The sequence below is a fragment of the Pantoea sp. SJZ147 genome (genome assembly GCF_007828605.1).
GTDB lineage: Bacteria > Pseudomonadota > Gammaproteobacteria > Enterobacterales > Enterobacteriaceae > Pantoea > Pantoea allii.
This window is the reverse complement of sequence record NZ_VIVB01000002.1, coordinates 255,911-276,557: the sequence shown is the minus strand read 5'-3', so window position 1 is coordinate 276,557 and position 20,647 is coordinate 255,911. Positions and strand designations below refer to the sequence as shown.

The window sequence follows — 20,647 nt, the reverse complement described above, 5'->3', positions numbered from 1 at the left end:
TCTCCTGCGCCGTCTGGGTACTGCCGTAACCGGCTGTCAGAATGCTGTGATAGCCCGCGGTCTGGGTGCTGCCGTAGCCCGCGATTAACGAGCTGTCGTAACCCGCCGTCGAGGTGCTGCCGTAGCCGGTTGTGAGATCGCTGCGCTCCTGCGCCGTCTGGGTACTGCCGTAACCGGCGGTCAGAATGCTGTGATAGCCCGCGGTCTGGGTGCTGCCGTAGCCCGCAATCAGCGAACTGTCGTAACCCGCCGTCGAAGTGCTGCCGTAGCCGGTCGTCAGATCGCTCTGCTCCTGCGCCGTCTGGGTACTGCCGTAACCGGCGGTCAGGATGCTGTTGTACCCGGCAGTCTGGGTGCTGCCATAGCCCGCAATTAATGAGCTGTCGGCACCGGCGGTTGAGGTGCTGCCGTAGCCGGTCGTCAGATCGCTGCGCTCCTGCGCCGTCTGGGTACTGCCGTAACCGGCTGTCAGAATGCTGTTGTACCCGGCGGTCTGGGTGCTACCGTAGCCCGCGATTAATGAGCTGTCGGCCCCGGCGGTTGAGGTACTGCCGTAGCCCGTCGTCAGCACACTCTGCTCGCGCGCCGTCTGCGTACTGCCGTAGCCCGCCGTCAGGCTGCTGTGATAGCTGGCGGTCTGGGTGCTGCCATAGCCTGCAATCAGCGAGCTGTCGGCACCTGCCGTAGAAGTACTGCCGTAGCCTGTCGTCAGCACACTCTGCTCACGCGCCGTCTGCGTACTGCCGTACCCCGCTGTCAGGCTGCTGTTATAGCTTGCTGTCTGCGTACTGCCGTAGCCTGCAATGATGGAACTGTCTGAGCCCGCCGTGCCGGTACTGCCATAACCGGCGGTAAGGTCGCTGCCTTCTCGCGCCGTCTGGGTACTGCCGTAGCCCGCCGTCAACACACTGTTGTAGCTGGCGGTCTGGGTACTGCCATAGCCTGCAATCAATGAACTGTCTGACCCGGCTGTAGACGTACTGCCATAACCGGTGATGAGGTCGCTTTCTTTCTGCGCGGTCTGCGTACTGCCGTAACCCGCCGTCAACGTGCTGCTGTAACCCGCAGTCTGGGTACTGCCATAGCCCGCGATCAATGAACTTTCATAACCGGCAGTCGAGGTACTGCCATAACCGGCGGTGAGATCGCTGCCCTTCTGCGCGGTCTGGGTGCTGCCGTAACCCGCCGTCAGCGAGCTGTCTTCGCCCGCCGTCTGGGTACTGCCGTAGCCCGCGATTAAGGAGCTGTCAGCCCCCGCCGTGCCGGTGCTGCCGTAACCGGCGGTGAGATCGCTGCCCTTCTGCGCGGTCTGCGTACTGCCGTAACCCGCCGTCTGGCTGCTCTCTTCCCCGGCCGTCTGGGTACTGCCGTAGCCCGCGATTAATGAACTGTCGGACCCCGCCGTACCGGTGCTGCCGTAACCGGCGGTGAGATCGCTGCCCTTCTGCGCGGTCTGCGTACTGCCGTAACCCGCCGTCAGCGAGCTGTCTTCGCCCGCCGTCTGGGTACTGCCGTAACCGGCGATCAATGAGCTGTCATCCCCCGCTGTGCCGGTGCTGCCGTAACCGGCGGTGAGATCGCTGCCTTTCTGCGCGGTCTGCGTGCTGCCGTAACCCGCCGTCTGGCTGCTCTCTTCTCCGGCCGTCTGGGTGCTGCCATAGCCTGCGATCAACGAACTGTCGGACCCCGCCGTACCGGTACTGCCGTAACCGGCGGTGAGATCGCTGCCCTTCTGCGCGGTCTGCGTGCTGCCGTAACCCGCCGTCAGCGAGCTGTCTTCCCCGGCCGTCTGGGTACTGCCGTAACCGGCGATCAGCGAGCTGTCGTCCCCCGCCGTGCCGGTGCTGCCGTAACCGGCGGTGAGATCGCTGCCTTTCAGGCCGGTCTGCGTACTGCCGTAACCCGCCATCTGACTGCTCTCTTCCCCGGCGGTCTGGGTGCTGCCGTAGCCTGCGACTAATGCGCTGTCTGCCCCCGCCGTACCGGTGCTGCCATAACCGGCAATTAATGTGCTGTTATCGCCCGCCGTCTCGGTACTGCCATACCCGGCGATCAGCTGACTCTGATGCGTGCCGCTGAGCGTACTGCCATAGGTTCCGATTTCAATTGTTTGAGTCGGCTGAGTACTGCCTGATTCGATGGTTGCATCAATGTCATCGACTACGGGCAGCGATCGCTCCCCTGCCTTTATTTCTGAAGCGACATCAGGAATAACCGATCCGGCCTGCGTTTCCGTACTGGCAATATAATCAGCGTGATGGTGCAGGATAAATTGCATTGCACTGGTTTTCGTTCCGACGTGAAGAACCTCAGCACGGGGAAATTTAACCCAGCCATGGGTTTCTATCGCGATACATTCATCGACAGGAACTTCAGCGACAACCCACCGGGCATCGGCATGCAGGCTTAGCGGGGAATCCGATCCTTTTCCCCAGGCCAGTCCCGTCAGTCCGTTCTCAAAGCCTTTAACAGGCTTCCAGTATTTACACTCCACGATACCGCTCAAGGGCCAGATGATTCCGCCGTGATCGGCCATATTATTAGCACAGGTACGCAATATTAAAATCTTGTCATCTTTCATGTCTAAACCTTCATTTCATTAGGGCATCAAAATAGTCTTACTCCTGTAGTTAAAAAAGGACCTAATGATAATCATTTAAATATCGCCGAACTCACAGATATTAATTCGATCATGAAATATTAATAAATAATAAATTATCAATACTTAATTTTCAGGATCAAAAGAATAACTACATAATAGAATTAAACACTGATAACTCTTTATTTTTTGAAAAACAACAATAGAAAAAATATACGAATCACCCAATTAAATGACTGGTTTTGAGAGTGCAGGCAATTAATTATAATTATTAATTACAGTAGTAAGCTATTTATATCCGGGAGAGAGGGACAGTATAAAATGCGGCATCTTGATGCGTCAGGAGGGATTTTTAACCTTGAGAATCTTTCAGGCACCATCCCGCGCTGAAAATCGGGATGGTGTCAGCCGTGAATAGCCACGTTTCACTGAACGAACGGGATCAGAACTCAACGTCTTCCAGACTGAAGAATTCGGTCTGATCATTATAAGAGAAGATCTCCGCATAGCGGCCCCAGTTGATCACGCTGTCCAGGGTCTCTTTGGCGGCGCTGTCAGCCAGCGAGTCTTCCAGCTCCTGCTCAAAGCGCACGCGCGGCGCACGATGGCCCGGGCGCTCATCCAGTACGGTTTTAATCAAGGCCGCCAGCGGTACATAACGCAGCAGATGATCGGCAAACATGATTTTGCGCTGCTGCGTATCCGACTCGGCAAAAACCCGGGCGGGCGGTGTCAGAAAAATGTCCCCTTCCCGCACGTCGGCAAAGCCCAGCGACTGCAGCACCTCGGCTATCGGGAACAGCTCATCCACCTCCAGATGCAGCGAACGGGCCACATCTGGCATGTCTGCACGACCGTGATAAGGTGCGGCCGCCAGGGTTTCAATCAGGCCGGCCATCAGGTTAGTCGATACGTGAGGCAGACGTGTGCCCAGCCTGAGGCTCTTTTTCACGTTATCGCTGGTTGGTCTGGCCGTCATCTGGGTGTACACATCATCGACCAGACGACGGAAAGCAGGGTCCAGGCGATTGCGGGGATGACCAAAAGGAACCTTGATTTCCGCGACCACACGTCCGGGGTTAGACGACAGCACCAGAATACGGTCGCACATAAAAACAGCTTCTTCGATGTTGTGGGTGACGATGAGCACCGACTTCATCGGCATCTGGCCTTCGTTCCACAAATCGAGTAAATCGGTACGTAACGTTTCGGCGGTTAATACGTCCAGCGCAGAGAAAGGCTCATCCATCAATAACAGTGTGGGATCGACCACCAGCGCGCGCGCAAAGCCGACACGCTGGCGCATCCCGCCGGACAGCTCGCGCGGATAGGCGTTTTCAAAACCGTCCAGACCGATCAGGTCGATGGCCGCCAGCGCGCGTTTCCTGCGTTCCGCTTTTTCCACGCCCAGCGCCTCAAGGCCAGCTTCCACGTTTTGCAGCACCGTCAACCAGGGAAACAGCGCAAAGGTCTGAAACACCATTGCGACGCCTTTGGCTGGCCCATTGAGCGGCTTGCCCAGATACTCGACTGAACCGGAACCCGGCGTAATCAGGCCAGAAATGATGCGCAGCAGTGTCGATTTTCCTGAACCGGAGCGGCCCAGCAGAGCGACAATCTCCCCTTCCTGTAGGGTGAGATTGACGTCATCGAGGATCAGCACTTCGCCATGCGTTTTATCGTAACCGTGCTTAATGCCTTTTACCGACAGGACCGCTTTGCGCCCTTCTGGTTTTCTGTTCGACACGTCTGCGTTCAGTGTGGATGGGTTGTTTAACATCAGGTGTCCCTTAATTAGCACGGAATTTTGATTCGGCGTACACGTACAGTGGTCGCCACAGCAGACGGTTGAACAGGGTGACAAACAGCGACATCACCGCGATCCCCAGAATGATTTTGGGAAAGTCGCCGGCGGCGGTTGTTTGTGCAATATAAGCACCTAAACCGTGCGCCGTGACCTGAGTATTTCCCCACTGCACAAATTCAGACACGATGCTGGCATTCCACGCGCCTCCGGAGGCGGTAATCGCCCCTGTAATGTAGTAAGGAAAAATGCCGGGTAACATCACCTGACGCCACCATTGCCAGCCGCGGATGTGAAAGTTCGCTGCGGCCTCTTTATAGTCATTGGGAAACGCCGTGGTCCCCGCCACGACGTTGAACAGAATGTACCACTGGGTGCCCAGCACGATGAGCGGTGACAGCCAGATGTCCGGATTAAGATGGAAATGCACAATCATAATCACGAATACGGGAAACATCAGGTTTGCCGGGAAGGCCGCGAGGAACTGGGCGACCGGCTGGATTTTCCCCGCCAGGGCAGGCCGCAGGCCGATCATGACGCCCAGCGGTACCCATACCAGCGACGAAATCAGGATCAGTATCGTCACACGTAATAAGGTAATCAGCCCCAGCGTAAAGACGTGTTTCACCTCATCGAGCGTGACGCCGAGTTGAACATAAGTGATGACCCGGTAAACCACATACAGGGTCAGTAAGATCACAAAGGCACCCCAGACAATATCACCCAACCGCGAGGCGCGTTGCGTACGGCTCTCAGCACGTACCGGTCCCCTTGCTGGCCAGCGCCACGAGATACGCGCCAGCGCTGACAGCAGCAGCCGTAATGGCGTAAAGATTTGGTGAATCAGACGCGTCCTGCGCATCAGGTCACGCACCCATGATGTGGGTGCATTGCCTGAACGCGTGTTTTCCATACGGAATTTATCCGCCCAGGCGACCAGCGGCCTGAACAGCAGCTGATCATAAGCCAGAATCACAATCACCATGGTCAGTAATACCCAGCCCACCGCGTGAATGTCTTTATGCAGAATAGCCTGCGCCAGGTAGCCACCCACGCCGGGCAAGGTAAAGGTGTTATTGCCCACGGTGATCGCTTCAGAGGCGACAATAAAGAACCAGCCGCCTGACATCGACATCATCATGTTCCAGACCAGCCCAGGCACGGCAAAAGGCGCATCCAGCTTCCAGAAACGCTGCCATCCGGTCAGATGGAAGCCGCGCGACACTTCAACCAGGTCGGCTGGCACCGTGCGTAGCGACTGATAAAAGCTAAAGGTCATATTCCAGGCCTGACTGGTGAACAGGGCAAAGATGGCCGCCAGCTCAACGCCCAGCACCTGCCCCGGAAAGAGCGCAATAAAGAAGGTGACAGTGAAGGAGATATAGCCCAGCACCGGCACGGACTGCAGGATATCCAGAATAGGCACCAACACTTTTTCAGCACGACGGCTTTTGGCGGCCAGCGTGCCGTAAATCAGGCTGAAGACCAGTGAAGCCAGCATCGCCACCAGCATGCGCAAGGTGGTGCGCATGGCATATTCTGGCAGATTAGAAGGATCGAGCGAGATCGCCTGCGTTTTTAAACTGTCTATCGGCATCAGCGTTTGATGAAAGCCCACCGCCACCATCGCAATCAGACAGATAATCAGGGGAAAAGCCACGGCATCCCAGACGTTAGGCAATAACCGTCTGTTGGCCGCCAGCATGGTGAATCGGAAGTTCATGAACCCTCTCTTCTTTTCATCACGGGAGCGACTGAATTATTTCAGGTGAGGGATTATCAGGCAGGATTATTAAACGTATGCTCACCTGATGACGGGGTTTTTGTTAATTTTTTATGAAGGCAAAACCCCGATCTGATCGCTCATCCCCGAATGCATTAGTTTCCCATCAAAAACCGGCCCGGCAATGTCGTCAGGACGCCTTCAAACACCCAATGCCTACTCAAGCATAGAGTAGATTTATTGCTATAAATAAAACACGCGACGGCGCTACTAACGGCGATGGCGAATTTATCATGCCCTGTCACATAAGTTTCTGGCAGATGAGCGCCCTGCTTGTGAGGTGACAATCAGGAAGAGAGTGACATAAAAGCATTAGAAAAGTTAAACAAGATGATGATTTCGTGCAGGCAGCTTAACGAAGGCGCTGAGTCAGGATCAACACGCTTGATCTCAAAACGGGTGCCTGGTCACTCACGCAACGTCTGTGCTTTGCGGCAGCAAGACGGCTCGGGAAGGGGAAAACATCTCACGCTGCTGATGCTGAGCGATTGCAACGTGAATATTCAGATCGGGTTCGTGCCACTAAAATGGGTACAACCGTTGAAAGAAACGCGCGTTCAAGACAGGAAACCACGGGATGGGTATTTCTTTGATTTATTGCGAAAGGCGAACCGGTAAACGGAGATTCCCTGCCCGAAATACAGGCAGGGAAACGGTTTTTAGTTATGTACTTTAACTGGCGTACATTTTGGCACGGTGACAACCGGTTCCTGGCCCAGGATGCCGGGGATCATCTGAGACTGACAGTCAAAAATACGGCCTTTATCTGTGGTTGCACGATAAGACAGCATTTGAGATCCCAGCGTATCTGGTTTTGTCGCGGACACGTTGGTTACGGTCAGCTCATCAGAAGAACTCAGACCCAGCATTTTTGCTGTCTCGGTCTGAAGGGGAGGAATGGCGTCATTAGAAGACATCGTGCTACAGCCACTCAGCGCAAGGAGAGCAAAAGCAACAAGTACCCTGTTTTTCATGATTTTATTTATCCCAAATAAATGTAAAAGGAGAGGTTAAAAAAACTCAAGCATTTGATTAATTCCTGCACGATAGTTTTAAACCTTTACGCCACATTAAAGCAACAAGTTATGTCGCTTTGGTGCTACACGTTTTGTTGATAAAACGGATATAACCTGGCTGACAGCGCATAAGTCGCGGCATGAAAAGGTTGCATTGTCATGAAATGTAAAGCAGGGTTAATCACTTGATAAGCCACAAACTTCTTACAGAGGGATGACTGGCATGGATGGCGACATCGACACATTGATGGCTCTAATGGATCATTAAGACTATTCCTAATTAATTCGTTTCCGCTGCGCTTTACCCTTGACGCTTCATAACCCGGTCATCATCAGCAAGGAGTGAGCTAATGGCCTTATCAGAATCCTATTCAAATAACCTTCCGGATTACGGCCTTGGCCGACGGATGGGCCTGGTGTCCGCAGATGACATTGATTTCACCGCCCTGGCCAATCGTCTGGATTGCACGCGCGATTTTAGTCAGGTGGGCATCATCTATTCCGATGGCCGCGAACAATGGCTTGTTCGCCCTTCTCGCCGCTACGCTTCGCCAAACCGAAGTAGTGTGAGTCATGTGGTGATTACTAAGGTCCCAACCGTCATTCCGCAAACGGCGGCGAAGACCTTAACAGATACGTTAAGTAAGCCCTCGCTTGCAACTGAAATTACGTCGACGGCATTTTCATGCGGTGCGGCCGTTGCTACAGTTGTCTTAGCATTAGGAGCAGCGGCAGCGGTGCCCATCACGGCAGGCGCATCTGGTATTGTTGCCGGTGTTATTACAGCAGGCGGAGTAGCCACGGGCTTGCAATGCTTCGTAGGCGCAGCAAGGCTTTTTTTAATTGCAAATGATAAAGAAGAAACGTTGACATGGTTTGACTCTCAGGAATGGTATACGGCAACGATTACTGCACTTGATATTATTTCTCTTGCCGGAGCGGGTGCAGGATTAAAAAGTACCATAGAAACTTATAAGTTAATGAAAGCAACCACGTCTTCAGGAAATTTAATTAACTGGCTTAAATCACTAAGCAGGTCTGAACGCCGGCGCATTACTGAGGAAATAATACGCTCGCAAAATCCCGGCATCTCTAATGCAGGCATAAAAGCTGTAATGAAAGCGGGTATATATCCTAAGCGTTACCCTGCAGAAGCATTGCAAAAATCTTTGCAACGGGAACTTTCTTCAGCATTCGTCAACTCTTCAGCATTCGTTGGCAGTGCCCTTACCGGCACAATAAAAAACCCCCAGACTATTTCCCAATCTGGGAAATATTTGATTGGGATGATTCAATCTTTTTCTACAAATTAATTGTGTATATTATGCTGATACAACTGAAAAAAAATTTAGAACTTAGCAAAAGTACAACTAAAAGAATGGTAACAAACGATCTTGATGAGCTCGAACACATTAAAGACGATATGAAAGAATTAATGGAAAAGCCCATAGGTTTTCATACTATGGGTTTACCTTTAGTGGTGAGTTTCATTCTTACTCTGCTTAGTTTTGCAATGCCTCAGGCGTTAATTTGGGAGGCTGTATTTTCCTTTATGGGGTGGCCTGATTATGCTTTACTAGGAGGAATCATTCTCACGGGACTACCTTATTGTCTAATTATGTTTCCATCTTTATCATTGATAGCGAGAGGTAATTACACGGCACTTAAAGTTTATATCTCTCTTATGTATTTCACCAGCGCAGTCGCACTCTTATATCTTGGTCATTCACTATGGGCGCTCATGTTTGGTGAAAACACCTCGACTTTAACTTTTCTATCATCCTGCCTTGGCGTTATCTTTATGCTTATTGCATTTAAATGCATAAATAGCCTAATGTTTTATAAAAGCAACGCCTTCTATTTGCACAATCGCATATGGCGAAAACAGCTTGAAATTCAGAGAAAAAGCACAAGCAATCTCAAAAAATGAAAAATCGCCCATTAGTTTTTTATTATAGATTTAAAGAGAAAGTTATAAAAAAGCAACTTTATTTTATATAACCCATAATCTTTAAGTAAAAAATGCCTTTGGCACAGGGAATAATAATGGCTGTTTAAATGCTACAATCGATTAATTTTAAGCAATATATTCTTAATATCGAAGCATTTCTCTTTACAGGTATAAAAAATGCTACACCAGTTAAAAAAGACATTAAACGTCAGCCTTCCCATTGATAATAAAATAAAAAATGGTGATATTAATAAGTTAGAAGAAGTTAAAGAAGATATGACAGATGAGATGGACGTGCCGATTGGATCGCATACTATGGGTCTTCCACTGATAGCAAGTGTCATGCTCACATTGATAAGTTTTTCTCTTCCTCAAATCTCTCTCTGGCATGGCATTTCAAATTGGATGAACTGGTCAGAACATGCTTTTTTGACAGGAACAATAATCACAGATTTTATATATTGCATCATCATAAACCCTTTAATGATTCTGATAGCAAGAGGGCATTACTGGGCACTTAAAAGCTATGTTTACTTAGCCTTTAGCACTACCGTGTTAGTCGTGCTATTTTTTATATATGCCACATTTGGCACGTTACTCGGTGCAGAGATAAAAACCACTCATTTGGTAGCCTCAATCATTGGAACCATTTTAATTGCATTGAACTTAAGATGTCTTAACAGCATGATTTTTTATCGCATGATTGCTTACTGCTTGCACAATCGCGCATGGCGTAAGCAAATTGAATCAGAACGCAAGCACGCGTCGTAAGCAGGAAGTTTACATTAATCAGATTAAACGATCTCAGGCCTTTTCCCAGGGCCTGATTAAAAAACCTTAGCAAACGCTGAGTACAAAAAATTATAATACTCAACCCGTAACAAGATACACACCTGTTAAATTAACCTCATCATAAATCCTTTAAGTTAAATTAAAATAAGACTAAAAGCCTCAATATTTAACACACAATATTCCGTTTTGCTGATCTGACTGAGCCCGGCATGCGTCGGGCTTTCTTCGCTCGCCAATCACCGCCACACCGCCAGTCGGGCCATACGCCGGGCAGTTAATAACACTGTCATCCTGTGCCCGGCGTCGGTTTATCCCTGCAGTTTTCTCAGGCAGCGATCCATCGCACTGACCACCCAGTCGATATCGCCCGTCTGGAAACAGAGCGGCGGTCTGATCTTCAGCACGTTGCCGTAAGGCCCGGCGACAGACGTCAGCACACATTCCTCGCGCAGCGCCTCAACCAGATCGAGCGCCAGCCTTTTGTCTGGCTGCTTAGTTTCTCTGTCCGTGACCAGCTCAAAGCCGATAAACAGTCCTGCGCCGCGCACGTCGCCTATGCAGGCATAACTATCCTGAAGCGACTGCAAAGCCGATAACAAGGCTTGCCCGGTTTTCAGGCTGTGTGCCTGAAGTGCCTCCTGCTCAATCACATCCATCACCGCATGCGCCGCCGCCATTGAAACCGGATTGCCGCCAAACGTATTGAAATACGGCAGCGAATCACTGAAGGCCGCCATAACCGGCGCTTTCGCCATCAAACCGGATACGGGAATACCGTTACCCATCGGCTTGCCCGTCGTTACCACGTCAGGCACCACGCCGTGGCGCGCAAATCCCCAGAATGCTTCCCCCGTGCGGGCAAAACCGGGCTGAACTTCATCGGCAATAAAAATCCCGCCGTTTTGATGAACCACTTCAATCGCCTGCTTTAAAAAGCCAGGCTCGCCGGGTAATACCCCGTCAGAAGAGAAAATCGAATCGGCCAGGAAACCCGCAAACTTGATACCGTGCGCGGCCATATCATCGATCTGTTTCTGAATTTCGTGGGCAAACCAGGCACCCTGATCGGCAGGCTGAATGCGATAAAAATCGGGCGATGCCACCAGTCGGGTATGCGATGACAGCGGCTGACCGCTGCCCAGTGCCGGTGATACACCGGACGTCAGCGCACTGGTACCGTGATAGGCCTCTTTCGAAACGATAATGCCCGTGCCGCCACTCCAGGCGTGCGCCATGCGTATTGCCAGATCGTTCGCCTCGGAACCCGTACACATGTACATAGCCCGATCGATGGCCGTCGGCATCGTTGCCAGAATTCGTTCGCTATATTCCAGGATAGACTCATGCAGATAGCGCGTGTGCGTATTCAGCCGCATCATCTGCTGATGCACGGCCTCCACAACCGCCGGATGGCAGTGGCCGATGCTGGCGACGTTGTTATACATATCCAGGTACTGGTTACCCGCCTGGTCCCAGAGATACTGACCCTGTCCCCGTACCAGATGCACGGGATTACGATAAAACAGCCGATACGACTCACCCAGCACCTTACTGCGTTTATCGGTTAACTGGCGAATCGCCGGGGCCAGCGCTTCCGCGTTCTCTGCACGAAAGCTGTTGGTATCCATAATGGTTGAACGTACCGTCATCATTGCTCCTCAGGTTCAATGCAGACGCTGGCGCACATCAGTGCGCGGCAGCGCCTGTCTGCGTTAGTCGATCTCCGCCGCGACAGAGGTTTGCGCGATCGTGCCGCGCCGGGAGTGGGTGGTCAGAAAATAGAGGTAACCCACGACCATAAAGGCCAGGAACAGCGCGCCAATCTCTGGGTTAAACCACAACATCGCCGCCAGGCAGATCAGCGAGCCGCACAGGGCAATCGCGGGGATAACCGGATAACCCGGCGCGCGGTAGCTGCGTTCCAGCCCAGGGGCCGTGCGACGCAGCTTAAAAAGGCTCAGCATGCTCATGATGTACATCACAATCGCACCAAACACCGACATGGTGATCATGGCAGCGGTCAGGCTCATCCCCTGAAAGCTGATACCGTCAGAAAAAATGGCCAGAATCCCTACCACGCCACCGGCCAGAATCGCACGGTGCGGTGTGTTAAACCGCGACAGCTTCGCCAGAGCGGGCGGCAGATAGCCTTCACGGGCCAGCGCAAAGAACTGGCGCGAATAGCCCATGATGATGCCGTGAAAACTGGCAATCAGACCGAATAAGCCAATCCAGACCAGCATGTGCATCCAGCGCGAATCATTACCGACCAGCATTTTCATCGCCTGCGGCAGCGGATCGTTGATGCCCGATAATGTACGCCAGTCGCCTGCACCGCCCGCAAACACCATCACGCCAATCGCTAAAACCACCAGCGTTAAAATGCCGCTGATATAGGCGCGAGGAATAGTGCGGCGCGGGTCTTTTGCCTCTTCTGCCGCCATCGCAACGCCTTCAATCGCCAGAAAGAACCAAATGGCAAAGGGAATCGCGGCAAACATGCCGGACACAGAAGCCCCAGAGAAGGTTTCTTGCCCAGCCCAGCCGTGGGCGACAAAATTCGCCAGACTAAAGCCGGGTGCCACAACGCCCATAAAGACCAGCAGCTCAATCACGGCAAGCAGCGTGACCAGTAACTCAAAGGTGGCAGCGATGCTGACGCCGACGATATTCAGCCCCATAAACACCAGATAGGCGCACACGGCGATAAGCTTTGGATTGATCTCCGGAAACTGCACATTGAGATAGGCCCCGATCGCCATCGCAATAGCGGGAGGCGCAAACACAAACTCGATCAGCGTGGCGATACCGGCAATCAGCCCGCCGGTGTCACCGAACGCCCGACGGCTGTAGGCAAACGGGCCACCTGCCTGAGGAATGGCCGTTGTCAGTTCGGTAAAGCTGAAGATAAAGCAGGTATACATGACGGCAACAAAAAACGTCGTAACCAGAAAGCCCAGGGTGCCAGCTGCGCCCCAGCCGTAGCTCCAGCCGAAATACTCACCCGATATCACCAGCCCCACGGCGATGCCCCAGAGTCGCAGGGTGCCCAGGGTGGGTTTCAGTTTCTCTTTCATCACTGCGTTCCCCGTCTGTGTTAATGGAAAATAGGCTGCACAAAAGCTGTCGGGTAGATGATGGACACAGTGAGGAGGGAAAAACTTGACCGCAGAAAACAGAACGCCGTGATTTAAGGTCAACTTGCCCCAGGCCAGGCCGTCAGGTGCCTGCCAAAGTCAATTTTCCTCTGCTTTCAGGTCAAGCGTGCAGGCAGGGTTCAGCGCCATGCTGACTCTACACGCAGAAACCTGGGAGCCGGACATGAGCATTAAACAGTATGACACGCTGAGTAACGACACCATCCTTCAGCTTGCCCACCGGGCATTAATAAACTATCCCGCCTGTTCGCAGGCAGAGGTCAGGCTGCTGTGCCGCTCGGAAAACGCCACGCTTTCTGTCAGCACGCCGCAGGGCCGCTATGCGTTACGGATTCACCGCGGCGATTATCACGCGAAGCAGGATATTGAAAGTGAACTGCTCTGGCTGGACGCACTTCAGACGGCAGACATTATGGTGCCCGTCGCTGTAGAAGATCGGCAAGGTGACCGCATTCAGATCCTGCCGCTGCCCGATGGTGGCGAACGCTATGCGGTGCTGTTCCACTGGATAGAGGGCGATATGCTGACCGACAGCGTCGATCCGGCAGCGTTTCGCCAGTTAGGTGCCATCACTGCCCGTCTGCACCAGCACAGTCGGCAATGGCAAAAGCCGCAGGGATTTCGCCGCATTATCTGGGATCACCATACGATGGTTTCTCCGTCCGGCCATTGGGGAGACTGGCGTGACGTAGCAGGCTTACCCGCCGCCGAGCACGCGGTAGTGGAAGAAACACTGGAACATGTGCGCCGCCAGATGATGGACTTTGGCCAGTCACCCGCGCGCTATGGGCTGATTCATGCCGACCTGCGTCTGACAAACCTGCTGGTAGATAAAGGTGAAACCCGGGTGATCGATTTTGATGATTGCGGCATGGGCTGGTACTTACACGACCTTGCCGCCGCGATCAGTTTTGTTGAACATCATCCGAGCGCGCCGCAGTGGGTAGAAAACTGGTTAAAGGGATATGAACAGGTCGCGCATATCAGCGATCAGGAACTGGCGATGATCCCGGCCATGCTGATCCAGCGGCGCATCCAGCTTACCGCCTGGGTGGCTTCCCACCGTGAAACCGAGATGGCGCGCAGCCTGGGTCACCAATGGGCCAGCCATACCGTGCGGCTGTGTCATCGTTATCTTGAGGGCGCTGCGCTGCCGATTGGCGTTTAACGCACCGTCGCAGTGCCTGATTGCGGTGCAAAAATAAAAGCGCACCGGGTAAGCGGTTGTTATCACGGATATTCCAGCTGGTATGTTTTTTGCAGAATAACAAGACGTTCACTTTTTGCGGAAAACAAGATGACCATCAGAGTTCCAGAAGCCGCTTTAACGGCCATCTCCGGCGCAGGCAGTGGCCATCGCGGTGTGTTATCCGCCGCCGCAACGGGCTTAGGCGAATTTATCAATGCACAGGGCGGCGATGTCGATCGTATTTTCGGGATCAGCGGGATCGATCCCGATACGCTCGCCTGCCCCACGCTGAGTCTGGATTTGGTCAGCTACTGCCGGGTGCTGGAGGAAGCCGCAAGCCAGGCTGGCGTGGACAACTTTGGTCTGCAGTACGGTCACCAGTTCCGGCCACAGTCCCTGGGGCTGATTGGCTATATCGGATTGTGTTCCGCCACGCTGGAACAGGCCCTGCATAATGTGGTGAATGCTTTTCCCTTTCACCAACACAACACCTGCATCCGGCTGACAGAACGCAGCGACTGCTGGCAACTGGACTATCAGGTACGCCATGGTGTAATCCTGATGCGCCGACAGGACGCCGAGCTGACACTGGGCATGTTCCTCAACCTGATCCGCCATGCCGCCGGTCGCCACTGGGCACCGCGCGAAGTGCATTTTGAGCATCCGCGTCCGGAGCACTGGCATGAACACTGCAAAGTGTTTGATGCACCGGTTTACTTCGATCAACCCTTTAACTCGATGATCATCGCGAAAGCGGATCTGAACCGAAAAATGCCGGATCATGATCCTATGCTGCTACTGGTCATGCAGGATGCCATCCGCCGGCTTAGCCCGCCCGTCGTCCGTCAGGACACCGTGAATCAGACCCGAACCGACATCCACCTTCAGTTGCTGAACGGCGAGCCGTCGTTAGAAATCATTGCGGAAAAACAGGGCTTATCCGCCTGGTCGTTGCAGCGGCGCTTGCGCGATGAGCGCACCTGCTTTTCAGCACTGGTCGACAGCGTTCGCAAAGAGATGGCTACCCATTATCTGAAACAGCATCATCTTTCTGTTTCCGAGATGGCGCTGCTGCTGGGTTACTCTGAAGTGAGCGCCTTTTCGCGCGCCTTCCGCCGCTGGTTCGGTTGCAGCCCGCGCGATTGCCGTAAATCACAAGAGGGGCTGTTCTTGTAGCCATTAAATGAGGGCGGTACGTGGCAGCACAGACGCTTTCCCTGCCCGGGCACCAACGGCGCAGATACGCCAGAACAGGGTAAAATCTCCGCGCTGCTTTTTATCAATGGCAAAATGAAAAGCGCACCGACCAGCGCGTGTCCGATCGGTGCCCAATGCTGCCTTTCTGAATTAAGCGGTTTGCCAGCGTCCGTACACCGTCGGCGCCATCATAACCGCCTTGTCATGCCGCACACCGGCTATTCGGTAAACGGGTCAGCGCGCCAAACACTGACACACCGTTATGTTCTGCTTTGCTGACGGGCAAAGACATCACTGTGCCTTTCATTATCAGGCGGTGAGTCTTACTTCGGCTCATCAATAATCAGCAGCAACACCAGACCAATCACCGCGCAGATACCGAAATACGTAAACACTGAACTAAATTGCCCGGTTTTATCCAGTAAATAACCCGCTGCCATAGGTGATACAAAGCCGCCCAGATTACCGCCGCTGTTCACCAGTGAAATGGCGATAGGATAGTTTTTCCGGTCTACAACGCCCATTGGATAAGCGGTAAATGAAGGCCAGCCAATGTTGAGTAACAGCCCCACCATAAACAAGGCTCCCGCGACCATAGCGGTACTCTGCGGCACGTGAATCATCACCACCATCATAAGAATGGTCGCCAGTGCAGTGAAAATCATCGTGGGCTTACGACGTCGCCCAAAAATGTTGTCAGAGATCCAGCCACCAAAAATAGAGCCAATAAATCCGCCGATGAACGGCATGGCCGCGACGAAGCCCATTTTGACAAATGAGAAGCCTTTCTCATTCACCAGATAAGAGGGAATCCAGGTCAAAATACCGTACATGATACTGACCATCATAAAATAGGCGATGGTGTTTCCCCAGACATTGCGCGACCGGAAAATCCTGGCGGCGGAATCAAGCGGCTTGATTTCCCTTACCCTGATGATTTTATCCAGCGTTGCAAACCGGCTATGTTGCACAATATTCTCAATAGTGACCTCATCACCGGACTCTGTTTCAGACGCACGGATATATTTCAGCTCACTGGGAGAAACAAATTTACTCTCTTCCGGTCTGGATTTGACCAGGAAATACCATATGACGGCCAGTAATAGCCCGGGAATGGCAAACAGGAAAAACACCCAACGCCAGCCAAAGGTTAACGAGATCCACACCACTAAAGGCGGTACAAGGATAGGCGCAAACATGGTGGAAGCGATGTAGATCCCTGTTGCAGTCGCCTTTTCTTTCGGTGGAAACCAGTTGTTAATGGTTGATGTTAACCCGACCGGCGTTGGAGCTTCGGTAATCCCCAGGCCGAGCCGTAACCATTTGATGGAAAGCGCCGAAGACGCTGTACCGATTAACCAGGTAAAGGCCGAGAAACCGAGGATGGAAAGCGTGACAATCCCACGCACACCGCGTTTAGCCAGCAGGAAACCGGCCGGAATCTGGCAAATGGCATAACCCAGGAAGAACATACTCGCAATTTGACCTGCTTCGAAATTGGTCATATTAAATTCTTCAGTAATAAAGGGTAATACCGAACCTATATTTGAACGATCTGCATAATTCACGGCATAAACAGCAAAGATTAATGCCAGCACCACCCAGCGAAAATTCGTGGCGGGTTTTACCTGTGACAGAGAAGAGGTTTTCATAATTTTCCCTTTTGCAAAAGAAAAAATAAAGAGACGTTATAAATAACGATTCCTGTTTGGTTATTATTTTAAAAAAATTACAGTGTGTTTTTATTGCTCGCTAATGAATGCATAGTTGATTTAAGCATCGGGTAAAGTGAATCGTAAATACGGTAATGGTTGTGATAAAGGTCGATCAGTTTTTTATCATTACTGGGTTTAAAACTGGCTTCTTCCGTTTTTAATATCGGCAAGTCGGGATCGTTAATGCCGCAAAAAAAGCCGGCCCCGGTTGCGCCTGTCATTGCCGCACCAAATGCTGCTGCATCACTGGTTTGGGCAAGGTTGTATTCAATATGGAGGATATCTGCCTTTATCTGCGTCCATAACGCATTACGAGAACCGCCCCCTACACTTAAAATTTCATCAAGCCTGACGCCCCACTTTTCATAAGCGATTTCCAGGATCTGTTTCATGCCATAAGCGGTTCCCTCCATTGCTGCGCGGATTAAATCGTTTCGTTTGTGCGACAGTCTTAACCCGACCCAGGCGCCAGAAGCCCGCGTGTCCCATAAAGGGCTGCGCTCGCCCGCCAGGTAAGGAAGATAAATCAACCCGTTAGCGCCAGGCGCAGACATCGCGGCCAGTTTTTCCAGTTCGCCGATATCCTGCATTTCTGGCCACAAGGCCTGATTGAGCCAGCCAAAGGTGCCGCCGGTGGTGGACATTGCGCCATGGGCCAGCCACTGATTAGGCACAACGTGGTAACGATTCATGAAACGGCTGTCGAAGTTCGGCGTTTCAAGGCAAAAGGTGATGACGCCCGAGGTGCCGGTCGACTCAAAGGCCGTCCCGCCATCGATAAGCCCTACAGAAAAGGCCGCCGCCGCGGTGTCAGCAGAACCAAGAATAACAGGCACGCCTTCCATTAAGCCGGTTCTGTGACTGACGGCTGCAGTGATATGCCCCACGACTGACGTGCACTGGTAAATTGGCGGCAGGATGTTATGGTCAAACTTCCAAAACCTGAGAAGATCGCTCGACCATTTTGGTGCAGAAGACAACACCACCGCGCCAGAATAGGCCGCCTGCGTGGGATCGATACCCGTTTTCTTCGCACCGAGTTGCAGCGCAAGATAGCCGTTTAACAGCACGACGTTGTGGACTTTTTTCATTAACTCCGGCTGCTCTTTCTGCAACCAGCCCAGCGTCCCCACCCAACAGGCAGACGGTCCGGGGCTGTTATGCGTTAATGAACGGACATACTCTTTCTTGTCTCCCAGCGTTTGGTTAATAAACGCCTCTGAACGCCCATCCAGATAAGTGATCGCGTTACATACGGGCTTACCTTGTTTATCCAGCAAGACCAGTGTTGGACAAGCGACGGAGAAGCCAATCGAGACAATATGCTTTACTTGCGCCGTTACCTCTCTAATCGCGTCTTCAACCTGTAACCCGTATTCCTCAACGGCTATTTCATGGCTTAAGGCGGTTTTCGATATAATGGTGACATCACGTGCGGCCTTAGCCAGCAACTCTCCGTGAAAATTAAAAGCGCAAACTTTAACGCCACTGCTTCCCGCATCAATACCAAGAAAGGCTTTTTCCATCGCTATGACCTCCATTGGCTGACGTTAATCGTTATGAATAATGATCTTCACCGCATCGCCATTTTGCGCATGGCGGAGCGCTTCGTTTATTTCCGATAAGCTAAAACGGTGCGTAATTAAGGCTTCGACGTTTATTTGCCCCGATGAAATAAGCGCAAGGGCCTTTTCATAGCCTTCGCGGCTGAGCGCACTGGCACCGGTAATCACCAGTTCGTTGTAGTGGATCAGATTGACATCAATATCGGCCGTATCATCTTTTGAGAAACCGGCAAACAGATTGGCTCGACCGCCTTTTCTCAGTAATGCCAGCGACGGATTAACCAGCGCGGGAATGCCGATAGCCATGATCACCACATCTGCCCCCAGCCCGGCCGTCTCAGACAGTACAATGGCCTTCAGGTCCTGCTGACTGGCGTCAACGGCCTGGGTGGCCCCGCATTGCAGGGCGACCTGACGTCTTTTTTCATTGAGATCGCTGACGATGATTTTCGATGCGCCTGACAGCTTCGCCAGCGCGACGTGCATCAGCCCTATTGGGCCTGCGCCCATAATGACCACCACATCACCCAGATGGATACCCACGTTTTTCTGCCCGTTAATACAGCAGGCTAAAGGCTCTGCCAGCGCGGCGGCATCATAAGAGACGGTGTCGGGTAGTTTGAAAACATTGCCGGCCTCAAGGGCAATGGCCGGTATTTTGACGTACTCAGCGAAAGCCCCATCAAACTCGTAACCTATAGCCTGACGGTGCTGACAGACGTTTTCTTTTCCACTGCGACAATACAGACAGGAACGGCAAGGAATAACAGGATCAACAGCAATGCGATCCGAGAGCGCAAAGTGAGTGACATCCTGCCCGACATCAACCACTTCACCGGCAAACTCATGACCGATAACCGAAGGAAAACGTACCCCTTTTGTTTTTCTGCCGGTTATGATGCGGCTGTCTGTACCGCAGATAGCCGCTGATTTAACACGCATGACCAACTCACCTTGCGCCGCTTTAGGTGCATCAACGTGAATCACTTCAAGTTTATTGGCCTCGAATAGCACTGCTGCTTTCATACTGATTTCCTCATTTATGCTGTCGCGGACTTAGTTGCCGCCGGCTTGTTTGTAAACCGCGATCGCCTCGTCTACGCTGCAATCGTCATTAATCATGGCATCCAGTGCGCGGACAACGGCGGTGGGGTTGTCGTGCTGCCAGACAAAGCGGCCATAGGTGACCCCGCCCACGCCGATATCCAGTGCTTTCCGGGTGTTGGTCAAAAAGCTCACCAGATCTTTACCCATGTCCCCACCGGCCAACGCCACCATTGCCGGACAGCACGCCACGACCTCTTTAAAGGTGTCAGCAGAACCGGACCACAGGGTTTTAATGATATCCACCCCCAGTTCAGCACCGGCGCGGACGCAGTAGGCCAGATTTTTGGCATCGAAGGGGTTGTCTACCATTGGCCCTTTAGGATAGATGTGTGCGACAACCGGCAGCCCTGCCGAGCCTGCTGCTTTGGTGATCTGCCCCAGAAAGGTCAGTTGCCTGGCCTGTTCCGGCCCACCCAGAATGCAACCCACCGAGATGGCGTCTGCCCCAAAGCGAATCGCTTCGTCTACATCCGCAACGGGCGTATCAAACGCCTCGTGATAAGGAATGGAGTAACTGGTGGCTTTCATGATGATGGAGACATCGGAATCGGCATAAGGCGCAAAGGATTTTTCAATGATGCCTTTGTGCATCGTAATGGCATCGGGTTTACCGGCGACAACCTTGCCCATGACCTCGTTTATCGGGCCAATGCCGGGTAAAACGCCGCGTGTAATAGGATGGTCCATGGTGATGGCCAGCAGACGTCCTGATTTTTTATTTAGCAGTCGTTTTAAGCGGATTTCTTTTCCCAAAAACATAATTATTCTCCT

At 52.4% G+C, this 20,647-nt stretch carries 15 protein-coding genes; 5 read left to right on the top strand and 10 right to left on the bottom strand.

The features are described 5' to 3' along the window. The 4 genes from FBY13_RS23640 to FBY13_RS04005 form a co-directional block, all read right to left on the bottom strand. The coding region (locus FBY13_RS23640; protein WP_370513129.1) for a beta strand repeat-containing protein at positions 1-2,581 on the bottom strand (2,581 nt) is incomplete at its 3' end. Between the two features lie 460 nt (positions 2,582-3,041). Next, positions 3,042-4,379, bottom strand: a complete 1,338-nt coding sequence (locus FBY13_RS04015; RefSeq protein ID WP_063878285.1) for an AAA-associated domain-containing protein — start codon at positions 4,377-4,379, stop codon at positions 3,042-3,044. Positions 4,380-4,389: 10 nt separating this feature from the next. Continuing rightward, entirely contained in the window at positions 4,390-6,126 is a 1,737-nt protein-coding gene (locus FBY13_RS04010) for an ABC transporter permease subunit (RefSeq protein ID WP_145393557.1), read from the bottom strand. Between the two features lie 719 nt (positions 6,127-6,845). After that, positions 6,846-7,160 carry a hypothetical protein gene (locus FBY13_RS04005; protein ID WP_063878283.1) on the bottom strand — a complete coding sequence of 105 codons (315 nt, stop codon included), beginning with the start codon at positions 7,158-7,160 and terminating at the stop codon, positions 6,846-6,848. A 392-nt stretch (positions 7,161-7,552) separates the two neighbouring features. On the opposite strand from FBY13_RS04005, the gene FBY13_RS04000 reads away from it, so the two are divergent. The 3 genes from FBY13_RS04000 (at position 7,553) to FBY13_RS03990 (ending at position 9,924) form a co-directional block, all read left to right on the top strand. Further along, entirely contained in the window at positions 7,553-8,515 is a 963-nt protein-coding gene (locus FBY13_RS04000) for a hypothetical protein (protein WP_096011531.1), read from the top strand. Positions 8,516-8,526: 11 nt separating this feature from the next. Further along, positions 8,527-9,132, top strand: a complete 606-nt coding sequence (locus tag FBY13_RS03995; RefSeq protein WP_096011530.1) for a hypothetical protein — start codon at positions 8,527-8,529, stop codon at positions 9,130-9,132. 198 nt (positions 9,133-9,330) lie between these two features. After that, positions 9,331-9,924: a hypothetical protein gene (locus FBY13_RS03990; protein WP_145393556.1), complete on the top strand. Its 594-nt coding sequence runs from the start codon at positions 9,331-9,333 to the stop codon at positions 9,922-9,924. A gap of 329 nt (positions 9,925-10,253) precedes the next feature. Here the strand turns inward: FBY13_RS03990 and FBY13_RS03985 are convergent, their stop codons facing one another. Together FBY13_RS03985 and eat are read right to left on the bottom strand one after the other, a co-directional pair. After that, positions 10,254-11,594, bottom strand: a complete 1,341-nt coding sequence (locus FBY13_RS03985) for an aspartate aminotransferase family protein (RefSeq protein WP_063878280.1) — start codon at positions 11,592-11,594, stop codon at positions 10,254-10,256. 63 nt (positions 11,595-11,657) lie between these two features. Beyond that, positions 11,658-13,022, bottom strand: coding sequence for an ethanolamine permease (eat, locus tag FBY13_RS03980; protein ID WP_063878279.1), 1,365 nt, complete (start codon positions 13,020-13,022; stop codon positions 11,658-11,660). Between the two features lie 244 nt (positions 13,023-13,266). On the opposite strand from eat, the gene FBY13_RS03975 reads away from it, so the two are divergent. Continuing rightward, positions 13,267-14,271 (top strand): phosphotransferase enzyme family protein, encoded by a 1,005-nt coding sequence (locus FBY13_RS03975; RefSeq protein WP_109716795.1) that lies wholly within the window; start codon positions 13,267-13,269, stop codon positions 14,269-14,271. A gap of 129 nt (positions 14,272-14,400) precedes the next feature. Further along, positions 14,401-15,468: an AraC family transcriptional regulator gene (locus FBY13_RS03970; protein WP_063878278.1), complete on the top strand. Its 1,068-nt coding sequence runs from the start codon at positions 14,401-14,403 to the stop codon at positions 15,466-15,468. 344 nt (positions 15,469-15,812) lie between these two features. Here FBY13_RS03970 and FBY13_RS03965 read toward each other — a convergent pair whose 3' ends face one another. The 4 genes from FBY13_RS03965 to FBY13_RS03950 form a co-directional block, all read right to left on the bottom strand. Next, the gene (locus FBY13_RS03965; protein WP_145393555.1) at positions 15,813-17,141 is read right to left on the bottom strand and encodes an MFS transporter; all 1,329 of its coding nucleotides are present in this window, start codon (positions 17,139-17,141) and stop codon (positions 15,813-15,815) included. Positions 17,142-17,218: 77 nt separating this feature from the next. Further along, entirely contained in the window at positions 17,219-18,730 is a 1,512-nt protein-coding gene (locus tag FBY13_RS03960) for an FGGY-family carbohydrate kinase (protein ID WP_244181370.1), read from the bottom strand. A gap of 24 nt (positions 18,731-18,754) precedes the next feature. Beyond that, the gene (locus tag FBY13_RS03955) at positions 18,755-19,795 is read right to left on the bottom strand and encodes a zinc-dependent dehydrogenase (RefSeq protein ID WP_217268292.1); all 1,041 of its coding nucleotides are present in this window, start codon (positions 19,793-19,795) and stop codon (positions 18,755-18,757) included. A 30-nt stretch (positions 19,796-19,825) separates the two neighbouring features. Next, positions 19,826-20,635, bottom strand: coding sequence for a class I fructose-bisphosphate aldolase (locus FBY13_RS03950; RefSeq protein WP_063878274.1), 810 nt, complete (start codon positions 20,633-20,635; stop codon positions 19,826-19,828). Positions 20,636-20,647 lie beyond the last annotated feature (12 nt).

Excerpts from the sequence above, each read along its gene's own strand:
- eat (WP_063878279.1), bottom strand. The coding sequence starts at position 13,022 with ATGAAAGAGAAACTGAAACCCACCCTGGGCACCCTGCGACTCTGGGGC.
- FBY13_RS03965 (WP_145393555.1), bottom strand. The coding sequence starts at position 17,141 with ATGAAAACCTCTTCTCTGTCACAGGTAAAACCCGCCACGAATTTTCGC.
- FBY13_RS03990 (WP_145393556.1), top strand. The coding sequence starts at position 9,331 with ATGCTACACCAGTTAAAAAAGACATTAAACGTCAGCCTTCCCATTGAT.
- FBY13_RS03960 (WP_244181370.1), bottom strand. The coding sequence starts at position 18,730 with ATGGAAAAAGCCTTTCTTGGTATTGATGCGGGAAGCAGTGGCGTTAAA.
- FBY13_RS03995 (WP_096011530.1), top strand. The coding sequence starts at position 8,527 with ATGCTGATACAACTGAAAAAAAATTTAGAACTTAGCAAAAGTACAACT.
- FBY13_RS04010 (WP_145393557.1), bottom strand. The coding sequence starts at position 6,126 with ATGAACTTCCGATTCACCATGCTGGCGGCCAACAGACGGTTATTGCCT.
- FBY13_RS04000 (WP_096011531.1), top strand. The coding sequence starts at position 7,553 with ATGGCCTTATCAGAATCCTATTCAAATAACCTTCCGGATTACGGCCTT.
- FBY13_RS04015 (WP_063878285.1), bottom strand. The coding sequence starts at position 4,379 with ATGTTAAACAACCCATCCACACTGAACGCAGACGTGTCGAACAGAAAA.
- FBY13_RS03985 (WP_063878280.1), bottom strand. The coding sequence starts at position 11,594 with ATGACGGTACGTTCAACCATTATGGATACCAACAGCTTTCGTGCAGAG.
- FBY13_RS03970 (WP_063878278.1), top strand. The coding sequence starts at position 14,401 with ATGACCATCAGAGTTCCAGAAGCCGCTTTAACGGCCATCTCCGGCGCA.
- FBY13_RS03950 (WP_063878274.1), bottom strand. The coding sequence starts at position 20,635 with ATGTTTTTGGGAAAAGAAATCCGCTTAAAACGACTGCTAAATAAAAAA.
- FBY13_RS03975 (WP_109716795.1), top strand. The coding sequence starts at position 13,267 with ATGAGCATTAAACAGTATGACACGCTGAGTAACGACACCATCCTTCAG.
- FBY13_RS04005 (WP_063878283.1), bottom strand. The coding sequence starts at position 7,160 with ATGAAAAACAGGGTACTTGTTGCTTTTGCTCTCCTTGCGCTGAGTGGC.
- FBY13_RS03955 (WP_217268292.1), bottom strand. The coding sequence starts at position 19,795 with ATGAAAGCAGCAGTGCTATTCGAGGCCAATAAACTTGAAGTGATTCAC.